Origin of the sequence: Microcoleus sp. Aus8_D2 (assembly GCF_036702665.1) — a bacterium.
Lineage (GTDB): Bacteria > Cyanobacteriota > Cyanobacteriia > Cyanobacteriales > Microcoleaceae > Microcoleus.
In genome coordinates this window covers 7,141-23,567 of record NZ_JAUBUN010000042.1, presented here as the reverse complement: position 1 = coordinate 23,567, position 16,427 = coordinate 7,141, and the positions used below count along the sequence as shown (strand labels likewise).

Below are 16,427 nucleotides of genomic sequence, written 5' to 3'. Positions count from 1 at the left end.
TATCTAAAGAGCGCTGAAGCGCAACTACGTACCTTAAATTTTAACGAACAGGGACGGCAACTTCAAAACCCTGTACTAATTCCATCAATTCTTTCCAAGCTTCTGAATTAATTAGCGCACAAGTATCGAGTTGACCTCCTTTTTCTGAAGATAAGGCCACAAAATTTACGATCCAACTCAAGATAGTTTCGCTTGTCAACAATGGCGTGCATTTCCAAGCCGACTGCAACTTCTCCACCATCCCGGACATATCCCCGCGCTCCCAAGCTTGCCAAGCCTGCCATACTAGATAATAGTAATGGAGCATACTGTCAACTTTTTCGATCTGCTTTTGGACTTTGGGGGCGATCGCAAATTCGTCTCGATTGCTGCTAGCAGATAAGACTTGGGCGACAACTTCTGCGTATTCCAACAGCATCCGTTCTTCCTTGAATAGTTCTTCTGCGCGCCGTTTGCAAGCTTGTCCTGCCAGCCTCCGCAATTCAGGGTTTTGGCCCCATAATTCTACTGTTTCGGCTAACTCTTGTGCAGTCTGTTGCGCGTCAATTGTCGGATCGGTGATTAACTTTCCGGTATCTCCCAACTCTTCGGGAATACCGCTGACTGCTGTGGCAATTACGGGCAATCCTTTCGCCATTGCTTCCATCACTGCTAGCGGCATTCCCTCTGCTTTGGATGATAAAATAAAGATGTCGCTGGCATCTAACCAATCGGCAATATCCCACCGCTGGCCGATGAATTTAACTTGTTCGGTGACTCCTAATTGGCTGACAGTTGCTCTCAATTCCGGTTCCATATTGTCGTGGGTGGTGGAACCGGGGCCGGCCCAAACGAAGTAAATTTGCGGCCAAATAGGCAGATTTTTCAGTTTGGCGATCGCCTGCAATTGATACTGATATCCTTTAATTGGAGTCAGTCTCGCCGCCGTGAAACAAACGACAGCCTCTTCGGGGATGCCTTGTTCTTGGCGCAGGCGTTGGCGGGTTGAGAGATTGGGCGGTTCAAAGTAACTGCTGGGTCTGCCGTAATAAATTACCTTTCCCCATTCCCGAGGCATTTTAAACAAACTCTTGAACAAGTCTAAATTCTCGTGGGAAACAGCTATGACCGCTTTAGCTAAATTGTACTGGTAGGCTACTGCATCGAAATAGGGAACCCGATCGCCGCGGTTGAAATGTTGATAAGTGCGATCGATATAACCGAGAGTAATGATATAAGGTATGTTTTGTGCGATCGCAACTTGTTTCGCAGCAAAATTTGCCATCGGCCAGCCATCGCTAAATATAATTAAATCCGGTTGAGCTTCCGCATAAATTCTTTCAGCATCCGTGCGATTGTAAGCAATTCGCAAAAACTCCCTCATCGTATCGAACTCCAGCCAAATATGCTCGATACCTAGCTGCTGCTGTTCGGTAATTAAAGGATTAGAAGCTTTAGTTTGCACGCTAGTAACTCGGTAGCCGTCGGAGGCTAATTTGCAAAGCAGCGAATGGTTGAACTGCGCCAAACCACCGATTCCGTGGTCTTCTGCGTACACGAGTACGTGCGGTGCAAGTTTGCGGCCAATTGAACTAGGCGCTGATTTAAATTGATAGATATTATTGACTGCCTCCGCTACTATGTCTTGCCATTCTTGTAAATTGGTTAAGGCATAAGCATCAAAGTTGTTCGTGTATTTTTCCGAAGAAACTCTAAAAGTTTCCAACCATTTAAAAACTGTTTCTGTGCCATTATAAGGAGTATAGTACAGGGATTTTCTCAAACACTCGACCATCTCTGGCAAATATCCGTCGCGGTACATCCGCCACGCTATCCAGACTAAAGACTTGTAACGTTCTGCCTTTTGTAATTGCCGTATGCGATCGGGCAAATCTGGTTTGGCGAAGAATTGCTCCATCACATTTTCCATACTTTTCATCAGTTTTGACCCGCCGGACATGAGATTGCGATCGTGCTGGCGGTAGCAAGTTAATATCTCTTTCAACCACGCACATTTGCAGCCTTTTAAACCCAAACGCAAAGCAAAATCTAAATCTTCTGTTGGCGGAAAGCGATGGTCAAAACCGCCCAGACGTTCCCACCACTCGCGCCGCAGCATCATCGCACTGGGACGCACAACTTTGTACATGACCAAGGTTTCTAAATCTAAATTGGGCGTGTCTTCCCAAGGCATGACTGGGTAGATATCTTTTCCGGTTTCATCAACCATCAGCCAGCCGTTTTGTACCATCCCTAAAGTTGGATCGGCTTCAAAACAAGCAATTTGTTTAGCGAGTTTTTCGGGCAAGAAAAAGTCGTCAGCATCTAGAAAAGCTAAAAATTCGCCTTTAGCTTGTTCGCAAGCACGATTTCGAGCTTTGGCTGCTCCTTGATTTTCCTGATCTACGTACTGAATCACATCCCGGTACGGTTCTAAGACTTGCCTCGTATTGTCTGTAGAACCGTCGTCTACCACGATGATTTCCCAGTCTTGGTAAGTTTGATTTACAGCGCTCTCCACGGCTCTAGTAATGTAGCGCTCGCAGTTGTATGCCGGGATAACTACGCTGACTCGTGGTGTTTTTGAGGTAGGTATGCTAGCCATTATTTTTTTCCATTCTGGTAAGTTTCTTAATGATTCAAAGTCGATTGTAACTCCGTAAGTTTGAGCAATCGCACTCAGACGTTTCTGCCAATCTGTGACTGTTGGCCTTAGAGGATAAGGACTGTACTGGATAGATTTTTGGAAAAATTCAACCGCCTCTACTGGATAGTTACTATAGTACAATTGCCACGCCATCCAAGTCAATGCTTCGTAAAAAGCCGGATTTTCTAAATCGCGGATTTGTTCTGGCAAATCTGGACGCTGGAAAAATTGCTGTTTTAAGGTAATAAAAAGATTTGCTTGTTTGAGGACTCTTTTTATTGACACATTTTGGTCGTGCTGGCGGTAGGATACTGTCACTTGATGCAGCCAAGCTGCTTCGCAACCCAACATTGCTAAACGCAGGACTAAATCTGAGTCGTCTACTGAATCAAATTCTGAATTAAACCCGCCTGCAAGTTTCAGCCACTGGTGCGAAAACATCATGGCGCTGGGAAGTACGGGCATTTGTACTATCCAAGTTTCTAAGTCTAATTTTGGGAAATACTCCCAAGGTTTGATATCGGAAATTCTCTCGCCTTGCGGGTTGACAATGCGCCAGCCGCTGTTAACAATTCCTAAGCAGGGTTGCTGGCGAAACAGCGCTACTTGTGCTGCTGATTTATCTGGCCAAAAGAAGTCATCTTGATCTAAAAAAGCGATGAATTCGCCTTTGGCTTCCTGAATTCCTCGGTTGCGGGCTGCTGCTACTCCGGCATTTTCTTGATATATGTAGCGAATTCTGTCAAAATAAGGCTGTAATACCTGATGTGTCTCATCTGTCGAACCGTCGTCTACAACGATAATTTCTAAATCTGTAAAAGTTTGGCACAGGGCGCTTTCTACCGCTTGTGCGATGTAGCGATCGCCATTGTATGCTGCTATAATTACGCTGACTTGCGGTGTCTGAGTCGCTGCTGACATTGTTTGCCTCGCTGTTAACCTGTTACTATCTTAGTTTAATCGAAATAGGTTTTTCCTTAACTTATGTGTAAATTTACTTAAAGTTCGATCGCACAAATGCCATGCAGGGTAGCAGGTATTTACAGCTAGGGAGATGTCTGTGCATGAGTTGGAAATTAGACAAGTTTTGTCCTACAATTATACAGCCAATGATTACTAAACAGGAACGCAACCAGTGAATTCAGAAACAGCAGCGGTTGATTTTCAACAACAGGCAGAAATATATTTAGCTTTAGGGAAGTTGGATCTGGCGATCGCACTTTGCCACCAAATTCTCGCATCCCACCCCGATTCCGCCGAGACTTGCAAAACCCTAGGAAAGGCGCTGCAAGCTCAGGGTAAGCTAGAAGACGCGCGGTATTGGTATAAAGTTGCGATCGCCCACAAACCGGATTTTGCCGAAGCTTTTGCTAACCTCGGCACCCTCTGCGCCCTTTTGCAACAATGGCAAGAGGCGATCGGCTGTTACCAAAAAGCCATCTCCCTGCAACCAGACTTTGCAGGATTTTACCGCAATTTGAGCCGGATATTTACCGAAGTCGGTCAAGCTGAGGAAGCAGCAGACTGTTGGTATCAAGCACTGATCGTGGAACCGATCGAAATACCGGAAGAATATCTCGATTTAGGCAACACTTTGTTGGCGCAAAAAAAGCCGAAAAAAGCGCTGGTTTGTTACCACCGCACGATTTATTTAAACTCTAGTTGTTGTGAAGCTTACTGCAAATTAGCCGAAGCTGCTAGCGAGCTGAAACAGTGGGACGAAGCTATTGTTAACTACCGCAAAGCTATTAAGCTTCAGCCCGACATTTCGGATTTTTATTACAAATTAGGCACTGTTTTGCAAACGAAGGAACTCTGGCGCGAAGCCGAGGCTGCCTACCGCGAAAGTATTGAGTTGAATCCGAATTCTTTTTGGTCTTACTACAATTTAGGCGCAGTTTTGTTCGAGTTAGAGCAATGGCAAGAAGCCGTCGTGCTCTACCGCACGGCTGTGGAAATTAATCCCGATTTTTCTTGGGCTTTCTACAGCATCGGCGAAGCTTGCGGCAAATTAGAAAAATGGTCGGAATCCGCCGCATCCTACCAGCGCGCCGTTGACTTAGATCCAAAAAATTCGGGATTTTTTCACAAGTTGGGAGATGCGCTTTTTCAACTCGAAAAATGGTCGGAAGCTGCGACGGCATACCAGCGGGCGATCGCCCTTAATTCCGAATTTTTTTGGTCTCATTATAATTTAGCATTAACTTTAGTTAAACTCCCGGATTGGTTGGCAGCAATCTTCGCCTACCAGCGGGCGATCGAACTCAATCCAGATTTTTCTTGGACTTACCACAATTTAGGAGAAGCGCTGTTAAAAACCGAGCAGTGGAAAGCAGCCGCTGTCGCCTACAAGCGGGCTATTGAACTTAATCCAAATCTTTCTTGGTCTTATTACAATTTAGGCGATGCTTTGACTGAACTCCACAACTGGAATGAGGCTGTTTCTGCTTACCTTTGCGCGCTGCAAATCGAGCCGAATCTCCCCAACATTTACACCAAGTTAGGCGATGCTCTCATCAAAAGAACTCCGTCAGGTTTAGATGCCGCCACCAGTTATTATCACCACGAATTGCAGCCGCTGCACGCTCCTGAATTTTACTGCGAAACAGCCCAAAAGTTTGCCGAGAGCGATCGGCTTGACGCAGCTACAGTCTTGTACTTGATGGCTTTAGAAATTCGGCCGCAAGATGCCGCAATATCCGGGAAATTGGCGGAAATTTTGGAAAAAAAGCACTCGGCGGGCGATCGCACTATATTATTAGAGTTGGAAACTGACGATATTCGCGATCGCTACATTGCCCGAGTCATCAAAAATCAGACTTTTGCAGAAGTCGGGGGATTGTGGGGCACCGTCAACGAAAAAGTATCCGTAGCAAGCAAATACGGTGCAACTTCTCTGACAATGATTGATGTCACGCCCGAATCCTCACAAATTTGGGAAGATTTTCGCGGACGCATGGCAAGTTTAAATATTGCTAATTATAATTGTATCAGTCGAGATATAACTCAGATTCAGCTTGCAGAAATTGGCGAGCCTTACGATGTAGTCCACTGTGCAGGAGTTTTGTACCATCACCCCCACCCTTTGCAAATTTTAATGAGCTTGCGTCAAATAACAGGGCAGTATTTAATCTTAACTTCAGCAATTACCCAAGAACTTATAGAAAACGAGCGGGGACGCTACGAAATTCCAGCTTCTGGGGTAATCTTCATTCCCGCTTTGGGCGAATCAGAACGAGCTATCTTAACAGCTTACTGGCAGCAGTACACCTACGGCACACCAATTCTCGGAGTAATTGAGAAAGCAGTTTTTGACATCAACGACTTTGGGCCGTGGTGGTGGCTGCCTACAGCTTCTGCTTTAGAATCTATGTGTAAAGTAGCTGGATTTAAGGTTTTAGATAAAGGATTGACTTGGTACAATAACGCTCTGACTCTATTGCTGGGGGTTTAAATATTTGTAAACTAACAATCCTAGCACTGGTGCGCCAACAGCAAAAATCTCTGTTTCTGAGCGAATTCGTAATTCTATTTACCCAAGATTCCTACTAGAAACCAGTTTGTTTGTGTAATTCATAAATAAAATCTAGCAACTGCGCCCGACGGTTATGAAGTTCTTAGGAATTAAAATTAAATAACTTAAGCAATTTGCTTGTTACCAGGCTCTGCCTGGTAACGCAGATCTTGAGGCTCTGCCTCATTTTACCTCGCACCTTATAGTAAAAAGGATTATAGAAGGTGTTTGAGTTATTAAAATTTCGTTCCTTAATTACCGAAAACCTTGCGGAAGATTGCTTCTGACTTTATTCCTAAATAACTAAGCCTTATTCCATCCGTTACATCCGGTACACAATCCGTTGCAGAACTTCCTTTATATTTGGAAAAATCATCAATGAATAATCAGCAACCAGAGACGACATTAGGAAACATTTTAGTAGTAGATGATACGCCAGAAAATCTGCGCTTGTTGTCTACAATGTTGACTCATCGAGGGTACGCACCCCGCTGCGTGATTAACGGGCAAATGGCTCTGAGAGCCTGCAATTCTAATCCGCCAGATTTGATTTTGCTCGACATAATGATGCCGGAAATGAACGGCTACGAAGTCTGTCAGCATCTGAAATCCGAAGCTAAAACTCGCGAAATTCCGGTAATTTTTATCAGCGCTAAAGATGAAGTATTTGACAAAGTAAACGCCTTTGCTGTGGGAGCAGTTGACTACATCAGCAAGCCATTTCAGTTTGAAGAAGTTCTCGCCCGCATCGAAAGTCACCTCACCCTGCGGAATTTACAAAAACAGCTAACAGAACAAAATGTGCTGCTTCAACAAGAAATCACCAGCCGCTTAGCCGTTGAAAAAACCCTTCACGAAAAAAACCAAATTCTGCAAGAAGAAATCAGCAACCGCCTTGCCGTTGAAAAAGCCCTGCAAGAGCAAAATTTGCTCCTCCAACAAGAGATATTGAACCGCCAGCGCGCCGAATCTGCTCTCTTAAAATCCAACCAAGAATTGGCGCGTTCAAATGCGGAACTAGAACAATTTGCTTATGTGGCTTCTCACGACTTGCAAGCGCCTTTAGCAACCATTGCCAGCTACGCTCAACTTTTAGAAAAACGCTACAAAGACCAACTCGACGGCCAAGCTAGTAAGTTTATCGGCAATATCGTTCAGGGCTGCACGAGAATGCAAACTTTAATTGATGATTTGCTCGAATATTCGCGAGTTGGCCGGAGTCGGAAACCTTTTCAACTGACAGATTGCAATCACGCACTCGATCAAGCAATTGCCAACCTGCAAGGGGCGATCCGCGAAACTCAAGCAGTTGTTACCTACAGCGAATTACCCGCGGTAATGGGAGATATTTCTCAGCTCGTACAGCTCTTTCAAAATTTAGTCGGTAATGCGATTAAATATCGCCAGGATGCACCGCCTGCTGTTCATATTACCGCTTGCAAACAGGAGGAAAATTGGTCATTTTCTGTCTCGGATAATGGAATTGGTATTGCTCCGCAGCATCAAGAACGCATCTTTCAAATTTTCCAGCGCTTGCACACTCAAAGAGAATATTCTGGGACAGGTATTGGTTTAGCAATTTGTCAAAAGATTGTGGAACGTCACGGCGGATCTATTTGGGTGGAGTCGGAACCGGGAGAAGGTTCAACTTTTCACTTTACTCTGGCTTGATCGAGATATCATGCAGGCAGTTATGTAGAAGCTAGAAGGCAGGGTAAGCTGAATTAAATCCTATATTTTAAGGGTTCAGCTAGAAGGTAGAAGTTAAATTGCCAGTTAGAATAAAAAATGTTTCGCGTTGACAGCCGAGTAAGTTCGTGATATAATTATAACTCTTAAACACAATTTTTGTAGCGCTCGCTCACACCGCAATCTGACCCCGCCTAAAAACGGATACAATCCCCCAACTTAAGTTGTGTAAGGCCCAAAAAAATAGACTTAAGTTCAAGCTCGCAGATTCATCGGCCCTTGTAAATCTAAAATCTAAAATCTAAAATCGACTGACCGCCGATGTATGTATATGTGCAATTCAATAACTGCCTCGGCCATCAAAGATCAAATCCAAGTTAGCTGAACATTGTTTTTGAATAAAAATATTATGAAAGCAGTTTTTGACTTAGCTCTGCCTCCTACCTGCTTTAAAGTTCTGTTAGTAGAAGACAATGCTCAGGAAGCTGAGCTGATTGAAGATTTGCTGTCAGGAATTAGTGGCCGACAGCGTATATTGCTGACGAAAGTAGAGCGCCTCAGCGAAGCGCAGCAACGATTGAATCAAGAAAGTTTTGACATAATTTTATTAGACCTTTCACTGCCAGATAGTCTGGGAATGGAGACGGTGGCTCGGGTGCAAGAGTATGCGGTAAATGTGCCGATCGTAGTTTTGACCGCCCAAAACGATGAAGAGCTTGCCCTGCGGTTGATTTCGCTGGGCGTACAGGATTATTTAGTCAAAAGAAAAATCGACGGCGAACTGTTAATGCGATCGCTCCGTTACGCCAGAGAACGCCAAAACAGTCAAGACGCTTTGCGAAAAAGCGAAGAAAAATATCGCTCGGTGGTGGAAAATTCCCTGATCGGAATTGCGATCGTCGCTCCAATTATTGACCCCGCAATTGCTGAAAATTGCAATTGGATTGAAGTTAACGATGCGCTGTGCAATTTGTTGGGCTACGAGCGCGACGAACTCGTGCAAAAGCATTGGCTGGAGTTGACTCATCCAGAGGATTTTAAGGCAAATTGTGAAAAATTTTCTCAGATGTTAGCAGGTACGATAGACGGTTACATCTCAGACAAAAGGTGGCTAAAAAAAGATGGCGAAATAGTTCATACGCGAGTTTCCCTGCGCTGCATCCGGGGTCTGGATGGGTCTATAGAGCGGATGATTGAAGTAGTGTTAGATGTGAGCGATCGCTACCGCTACGAAGCTAAACTGAAAGCGTCAGAAGAATTTTTAAACCACACCATAAATGCTACGCCAGACCCGATTTTTGTCAAAGATGAGCAGCACCGCTGGATTATATTAAATGATGCTGTTTGTCAGTTTGTCGGCAAATCGCGGGATGAACTGCTCGGTAAATCAGATTATGATTTTTTCCCCAAATCAGAAGCAGATGTTTTTTGGGCAAAAGATCAAGAAGTATTGACAACAGGTATCTGCTTGGAAACTGAAGAAAAATTCACAGACACCGCAGGCACAGAACACACTATCTCTACCAAAAAGACCGTATTTACAAGAGCAGACGGCAGTAAAGTAATAGTTGGCACAATTAGAGATTTTACCGAATACAGACGGCAGCAAAAAGCCTTGGAACAAAGCGAAGCTCGATTTCAAAAACTGGTAGCTAACCTGCCGGGAGCAATTTATCAATTCCGACTCTCAGCCAGCGGAAAAAAATATTTTCCTTACGTCTCTTCAGGCACCCGCAAACTGTACGAATTAGAGCCAGAAGCAATAGAGCAAAATGCGGAACTGCTTTTCAGCGGAATTCACGCAGACGATCGCTTAGATTTTGAAGCATCGATCGCAATTTCAGCAGCAACGATGCAGCCTTGGCAGCAGCAGTGGCGGCAGATTATGCCCTCCGGAAAAGTTAAGTGGCTGCAAGGAGCATCCAGACCGGAAAGGCTCAATAATCAGAGCAAATCTGGGAGCGAAGGCGATATTCTCTGGGACGGTTTAGTGATGGATATCACTGAATTAAAGCAGGCACAAACAGAGCGCGATCGCTTTTTTACTATATCCTTAGACTTGCTTTGCATTGTGGGTTTCGACGGCTATTTTAAACGTTTAAATCCTGCTTGGTCAACTGCCATGGGCTACAGTAGTGCTGAATTATTTGCCAAGCCGATGCTCGAATTTGTTCATCCAGACGATCGAGAAGCCACCGCATCCGAAGGGGCAAAACTCATAGCCGGTACGTCCAGTACCTGCTTTGAAAACCGCTGTCTCTGCAAAGATGGTTCTTACAAATGGTTGCTGTGGACGGCATCGCCATTTAGCGAAGAAGGTTTAATTTATGCGGTTGCCCGCGATATTACTTCTCGCAAAAAAGCAGAGTCGGAACTTCGGCGGCAAGCAGTAGCAATGGCCGCTGCTCATGACGGCATCGCCATTTTTAACGAACGTAAAGAATGTATTTATGCAAACGACGCTTATCTCAGAATGTACGGCTGGGCTGACCATAGCCAATTGCAAGGCAAAACATGGAAAATGCTCTACAGCCCCGCGCAAATTCAATATCTTGAACGAGAAGTAATGCCGCTAGTCCAGGAAAAAGGTTATTGCAATATAGAAGGAACTGGTCAGCGCCACGACGGTACTATGTTCCCTCAAGAATTGTCGCTGACAATGCTGGCAGGCGGCGAGATAATTGCGATCGTCCGCGATATTACAAAAAGAAAACAATCAGAATATGCACTGCTATTGAGTCAGCGTCGCTATCAAAATTTGGCAGAAGCATCGCCGGTTTGTATATTTCACAGCGATGCGTTTGGTAATTGTCTTTATGTCAATCAGCGGTGGAGCGAAATCACCGGATTAAATTCAGACTTTGCAGTCGAAACAGGCTGGATGAATGCTATACATCCCGATGATGCGGAGCGGGTAAAAAATGAATGGTATCGAGCAATTATTGACCGAATTCCTTTTAAATCAGAATACCGCTTTCTGCGTCCAGACGATCGCGTAATTTGGGTCATCGGTCAGGCGATCGCCGAAATCGGAGAAAATCAGGAAATTAAAGGCTATATCGGCAGTATTACTGATATTAGCGATCGCAAAAAAGCCGAATTAGATTTATTGCGGGTGACTCAAGCCGTAGAAAGCACCAGCGACGCGATCGGCATTGCTGACTTGACAGGGCGATCGATCTACCACAATCAAGCGTTTGTTCAGCGGTACGGCTACACAGCAGAACAACTGAATACAGCAGGCGGAGCAGCAGCGATTTACCCGCAAACTCAAGTGCTGTTAGAAATGTTCAAAACGATCCGAAAAGGTAAATCTTGGCAAGGCGAACTCAGAATCAAAACTAAAAACAACGAACTGGTAACAACTTTATTTCGTGCCGACTGCATTAAAGATGAAACTGGTAATTTAATCGGGCTAGTAGGAGTAATTACCGACATCACCGATCGCAAACAAGCCGAGATGGCGCTGCTGCAACAATTAAGGCGAGAACGCCTAGTAGTTGCCATGCTCGATCGCATTCGCTCCTCCCTCAACTTAGAAGAAATCCTCACCGCTGCTGTCGAACAAGTGCGGCAATTTTTGCAAACAGACCGCACAGTTATTTACCGCTTTAATCCCGATTGGAGCGGCTTTGTAGTTGTGGAATCAGTCGCCAAAAATCGAATTTCCCTGCAAAATCTTAACAATCTAGATCCCTGTTTTAGAGACGGATTTGTGGAGATTTACCAGCAAGGGTGTATTCGAGCTATAGAAGATATTTATTGTGAAGGGCTGAGCGAATGCCACATTAATTTTCTCGAACAATTTGAAGTGAAAGCGAACTTAGTAGTGCCGATTCTCAAAGCACGAGAAAGCATTTCCTATGACCGACCCACCGTAGAAAATCAGCTCTGGGGACTGCTGATCGCCCACGATTGCAGCGGCCCCCGTTCCTGGGATTCCTCAGAAATAGAATCCCTGCGTCAATTGTGCGTCCAATTGGCGATCGCGATCCAGCAATCGACCCTATTTCAACAAGCACAAACCGAAATTGCCGATCGCAAACAAGCAGAAGCCGCCCTACAATTAGCCGCATTAGCAGCAGAAACTGCCAACCGCGCCAAAAGCGAATTTCTCGCCAACATGAGCCACGAACTGCGTACACCTTTAAACGGCGTTTTAGGTTACGCTCAAATCATTAAAATCGACAAACACTTAAACTCTGAACACCAAGAAAGTCTCAGCAACATTCAACAGTGCGGCGAACACCTGCTGATGTTAATTGACGATGTTTTAGACCTTTCCAAAATCGAAGCCAGGAAAATGGAACTCTACCCGGAAGAGTTGAATTTTCTAAATTTCACAAAAAACATTGCCAATCTATTTCAGATGCGGGCAGATGAAAAAGGAATTTATTTCAAGTACGAAGAAGTATCTCCCTTGCCTAGCTGCGTCAGTTTAGATCAAAAAAGATTGCGCCAAATTTTGATAAATTTACTCAGCAATGCCGTTAAATTTACTAACAGCGGCGGAGTTACTTTCAAAGTCGGCTACGTCGGCACAGAAGCCTGGAGTCGATGCCAAGGAGAACATTATGAATTCTCGCTTTTAAGTGCGGAAATGAAACAAAATTATCTGCGATTTTCTCAGAACAAGCTGACAGAAAAAAATACTTTAAAAATTCGCTTTCAGGTAGAAGATAGTGGCATAGGAATAGACCAAAGCAAGTTAGATGAAATATTTTTACCATTCCATCAAGTAGGAGGCAATACATTTGTTGAAGGTACGGGTTTGGGACTTTCTATTAGTCAGAAATTAGCGAAACTGATGGGCAGCGAAATTCGCGTTAACAGCACTTTGGGCAAAGGCAGCACTTTCTGGCTGGATTTAGAATTGCCCGCAGCGAAACGGTACTTAGAGATGTCTCCTTTGCGGGACAAACGCTGGATTGTAGGTTTTGTAGGCAACAAGCGAAAAGTGCTAATAGTGGACGACAATCAACTAAATCGCGATTTGTTATGCAGGCTACTAAGACGTTTGGGATTTGAAATTTGTGAGGCTCAAAACGGTAAAGAATGCCTCTATAAAGCAGTAGAATTTCAACCGGATGTAATTTTAATGGACTTGCGGATGCCTGTAATGGATGGCTTAGAAACTACAAGGAGATTGCGGAAGTTGCCGGCATTAAAAGATGTGGTGTTAATCGCTCTGTCAGCTAGCGTTTTTGAGGCTACGCAGCAAGAGAGCCTCCTTGCAGGATGTAATGATTTTCTTCCCAAGCCGATCGAAGCCAATCACTTTTTGGAACAGTTGCGCGTGCATTTGGGACTAGAATGGATTTATGAGGAATCTTCCGACAGCAAACAGCCGACAGCTCAAAGTTTGTCACCAGCATCTAATTTTCCTGCTTATTCTTCTCTGTTACCTGCGGCCGCTGACTCGATCGCTAAACTTTTGAAACTCGCAGCTATGGGCGATATTGAAGAAATTTTTGAGGAAAGTACAAAACTGGAGAGTTTAGAGCAAAAATTAGCGCCGTTTATCTATCGGCTGCGCCAACTTGCTAAGGGATTTCAGCTCAAACAAATTCGGAATATTTTAAAGCAATATATTGAGGGGAACTAATATCATGTCCGAACAGGGAAATGCTAATAATATTGGTTTGTAGTGAGGACTTTAGTCCTCAGATGGAAGGACTAAAGTCCTCACTACAAACCCGATCGGTTATTTTAACTGCTCAGAATTTGCATCTTTTCAGCGCACTGTCTAGGGAAGCATCAAAGTTATAGCCTCGTTCAACTGTAGGGAAATGTCCGGCTGGAGGTTTCGTAAAGTTTGGTTCTTTTCCGGATTTGTAATCCATGCGTTTGATTTGCGGGTTATATGTCCATTCGATCGCCCATTCGCCCGATCGACTTTGCCATCCTACCTCATCGTACATTTTGCGGTAATCCCCGAGAGCTCTCTCGCACCCCCTGCTGCGCGGTAAAGCCAAATAAGCCGTTGCTGGCGCTACTCCACAGTCGATCGACCGTTTGCAAATCTTTACAAGGCAGCAACTCCATTTCTTCTTTAGGAATCATCCCCACCGCTCGGGCTTTCGGGCCCGCCGCCTCTAACAAGCGCTCGTAGGTTTCTCTATCCGCGGATCTCCAGTTTTTCTGCGCCAAATTATCCCGGAGTTTCCGATAGTCTACACCGCGATCGCTCGAGAGCGGAACTTGATTTAATTCTGGCGCCGTCTCCCCCGATTGCTGTGGTATTTCTGCGCTTCCCCCACTGCTGGAAGAAACCGGCGCTACAGAAGCTACTGGGTTATTTGACTGCATTCTCAGACCCAGCCAAACTACTGCTCCAGCAAGGCTAAATAGCCCAAAAACGATGAAGAAAGTTAGGCTCAAAGCTGGTCTGTTATTCTTTGCCCGAGTTTTCTGTGTTTCGTTCCCATCCCTTATACCCGTTTTTTCTAACAGTATGTGCCGTTGCAACTCGCCTGATAAAACCATATTATTTACGGGCAATCTCAATTTAGCACTGTCCAACTAGAAAATCTATCTGCTGTTGTAATTATTTAACAATGATACCGCTCTCTGCCGTTATTATGGGTGTAAAATATCTGTTTTTCGGACAATATTTCCCCGGTTTTTTCGATGGCATTTGGAGAGGTTGGTGGAAACAACATCCCACCCTAAAAAAATGTTGTAGGAAGTTGCTTTGAGCATCCAAAATATTTGGGGAAATCTTGCCTAATTTAACAAGAGACAAAATAAATCTCTAACAGTCAGCCACTGCGCAACTGCTGTTAAATGCCAGCGCTCTTTGGGAACAGCAAAGATTTTGAGCGGCGCCTGCTGTAAGTCGATCTTGCGGTGTTTTGTACTATTTAAAACAAGAATTTTATGGTAAACTCAAGTAAAAAGTAGCCTTCGATCCCCAGACTCAAGTCCCAGGGTTTCTGGCTATTTTTTGACAATAGAGTTTTTGAGAGAGTTGCGATTGAAATTACTTTGCCTCAGTAACGGCCACGGAGAAGACGCGATCGCCCTTCGCATCTTGCGGGAACTGCAACAGCACCCGCATCCCCCAGAAATAGCCGTGTTTCCGCTAGTGGGCGAAGGGCAAGCTTTCGCTCAACTAGAAAACGCCCGCATCATCGGCCCGGTGCAGCGGATGCCTTCCGGCGGCTTTATTTACATGGACGGAAAGGAATTTTTGCGCGATGTCAAAGGCGGCCTGCTTCAGTTGACCCTAGCTCAGTTTAAAGCCATCCGCGCTTGGGTGCGATCGCAACAACTGTCTGGGAATCAAGACGCCGTTATTTTAGCCTGCGGGGATATTGTACCGCTGCTGTTTGCTTGGCTGGGCGGCGCGCCCTATGCGTTTGTCGGTACTGCCAAGTCCGAGTATTATTTGCGGGACGAGAACGGGCCTCTGGCTCGCAAATCCGGCATTTTTGCTGGGATTTGGTCGCCGCGGCGATCGGATTACTACCCTTGGGAGCGCTGGTTGATGACGAGAAAAGCCTGTCGCGCCGTGTTTGTCAGGGACGCCCTCACCGCCGAGACTTTAGAAAAACTGGGAATTCCCGCCTACAATCTCGGAAATCCGATGATGGACGGACTCGAACCGGAAAACCCAGCCCGTTTTTACGGCCCTGATGCAGAGTATCGGGAAATGGAGCGATCGCTCGTCATCACCTTACTGCCCGGTTCCCGAGCGCCGGAAGCCTATGCTAATTGGCTGCTAATAGTAGAGGCTGTAGCCGGAATTTTGTCGCTGTTTGCCGATCGTAAAGTGTTATTTTTCGGAGCCATTTCTCCAGAGTTAAACTTAGAAGCTTTGCGACCTACTTTAGAATTTTTCGGCTGGCGACAAGACGGCGAAACTAAAACGCAGCGGCGAGAAGGAAGTATTTTGCGGCCTCCTGTTTCTAGCGCTCAAGAAATGAGGAAAGAATCTCCTAATTTGCTATTGCCATTGACCTTTGTGCAGAGAAACGCCACGATGATTTTAACTCAGCAAAGTTTTAACGATTGTTTGTCCGAAGCCGATTTAGCGATCGCCATGGCCGGAACCGCTACAGAACAATTTGTCGGTTTAGGAAAACCGGCGATCGCCATTCCCGGAAACGGCCCGCAATTTACTCCCACTTTTGCCCAAGCTCAAAGTCGTCTCTTAGGCCCGTCTTTAATTTTAGTCAAACATCCCGCCGAAGTTGCCGGCACTATCCAGTCTTTGCTCCGCGATCCCGATAGGTTGCAGCTAATCGCTGAAAATGGCTGGCGCCGCATGGGAGAAAGCGGCGCATCAGCCCGAATAGCCGAGTGTTTAATTCAGCAGTTCGGCGAATCCAACAATTCTTAATTGCCTGGAATACACTAGGAATACAACAAGGTTTTGTCCCTACTGAATATCTTTAATACTACTTTATTTAAAAAAATCCTGTTCGCTTAATACTAACTTCCGTTGTTTGTAGTGAGGACTTTAGTCCTCTGATTTGGAATGCGGACTAAAGTCCTCACTACAAACCAATTTTTTGTCGTTTGTAGTGAGGACTTTAGTCCTCTGATTTGGAATGCGGACTAAAGTCCTCACTACAAACCAATTTTTTGTCGTTT

At 45.1% G+C, this 16,427-nt stretch carries 7 protein-coding genes; 4 read left to right on the top strand and 3 right to left on the bottom strand.

Annotated elements, in window-relative coordinates; genetic code table 11:
• Positions 1–40: 40 nt before the first annotated feature.
• On the bottom strand, positions 41–3,547 hold the full coding sequence (locus tag QUB64_RS25610; RefSeq protein WP_333276332.1) for a glycosyltransferase: 3,507 nt from the start codon (positions 3,545–3,547) through the stop codon (positions 41–43).
• A 214-nt stretch (positions 3,548–3,761) separates the two neighbouring features.
• Here QUB64_RS25610 and QUB64_RS25605 point away from each other — a divergent pair, with 214 nt between their 5' ends.
• The 3 genes from QUB64_RS25605 (at position 3,762) to QUB64_RS25595 (ending at position 13,434) form a co-directional block, all read left to right on the top strand.
• Positions 3,762–6,080, top strand: coding sequence for a tetratricopeptide repeat protein (locus tag QUB64_RS25605; RefSeq protein WP_333276334.1), 2,319 nt, complete (start codon positions 3,762–3,764; stop codon positions 6,078–6,080).
• Positions 6,081–6,518: 438 nt separating this feature from the next.
• On the top strand, positions 6,519–7,811 hold the full coding sequence (locus tag QUB64_RS25600; RefSeq protein WP_333276337.1) for an ATP-binding protein: 1,293 nt from the start codon (positions 6,519–6,521) through the stop codon (positions 7,809–7,811).
• Between the two features lie 427 nt (positions 7,812–8,238).
• On the top strand, positions 8,239–13,434 hold the full coding sequence (locus QUB64_RS25595; RefSeq protein WP_333276339.1) for a PAS domain S-box protein: 5,196 nt from the start codon (positions 8,239–8,241) through the stop codon (positions 13,432–13,434).
• Between the two features lie 112 nt (positions 13,435–13,546).
• On the opposite strand, the gene QUB64_RS25590 is transcribed toward QUB64_RS25595, so the two are convergent.
• Both QUB64_RS25590 and QUB64_RS25585 read right to left on the bottom strand, forming a co-directional pair.
• Positions 13,547–13,750 carry a hypothetical protein gene (locus tag QUB64_RS25590; RefSeq protein ID WP_333276342.1) on the bottom strand — a complete coding sequence of 68 codons (204 nt, stop codon included), beginning with the start codon at positions 13,748–13,750 and terminating at the stop codon, positions 13,547–13,549.
• On the bottom strand, positions 13,740–14,315 hold the full coding sequence (locus tag QUB64_RS25585) for a GUN4 domain-containing protein (RefSeq protein WP_333276344.1): 576 nt from the start codon (positions 14,313–14,315) through the stop codon (positions 13,740–13,742). Before QUB64_RS25585 ends, QUB64_RS25590 begins: the two co-directional genes overlap by 11 nt.
• A gap of 490 nt (positions 14,316–14,805) precedes the next feature.
• On the opposite strand from QUB64_RS25585, the gene QUB64_RS25580 reads away from it, so the two are divergent.
• Entirely contained in the window at positions 14,806–16,173 is a 1,368-nt protein-coding gene (locus QUB64_RS25580) for a lipid-A-disaccharide synthase-related protein (protein WP_333276346.1), read from the top strand.
• Positions 16,174–16,427: the final 254 nt, after the last annotated feature.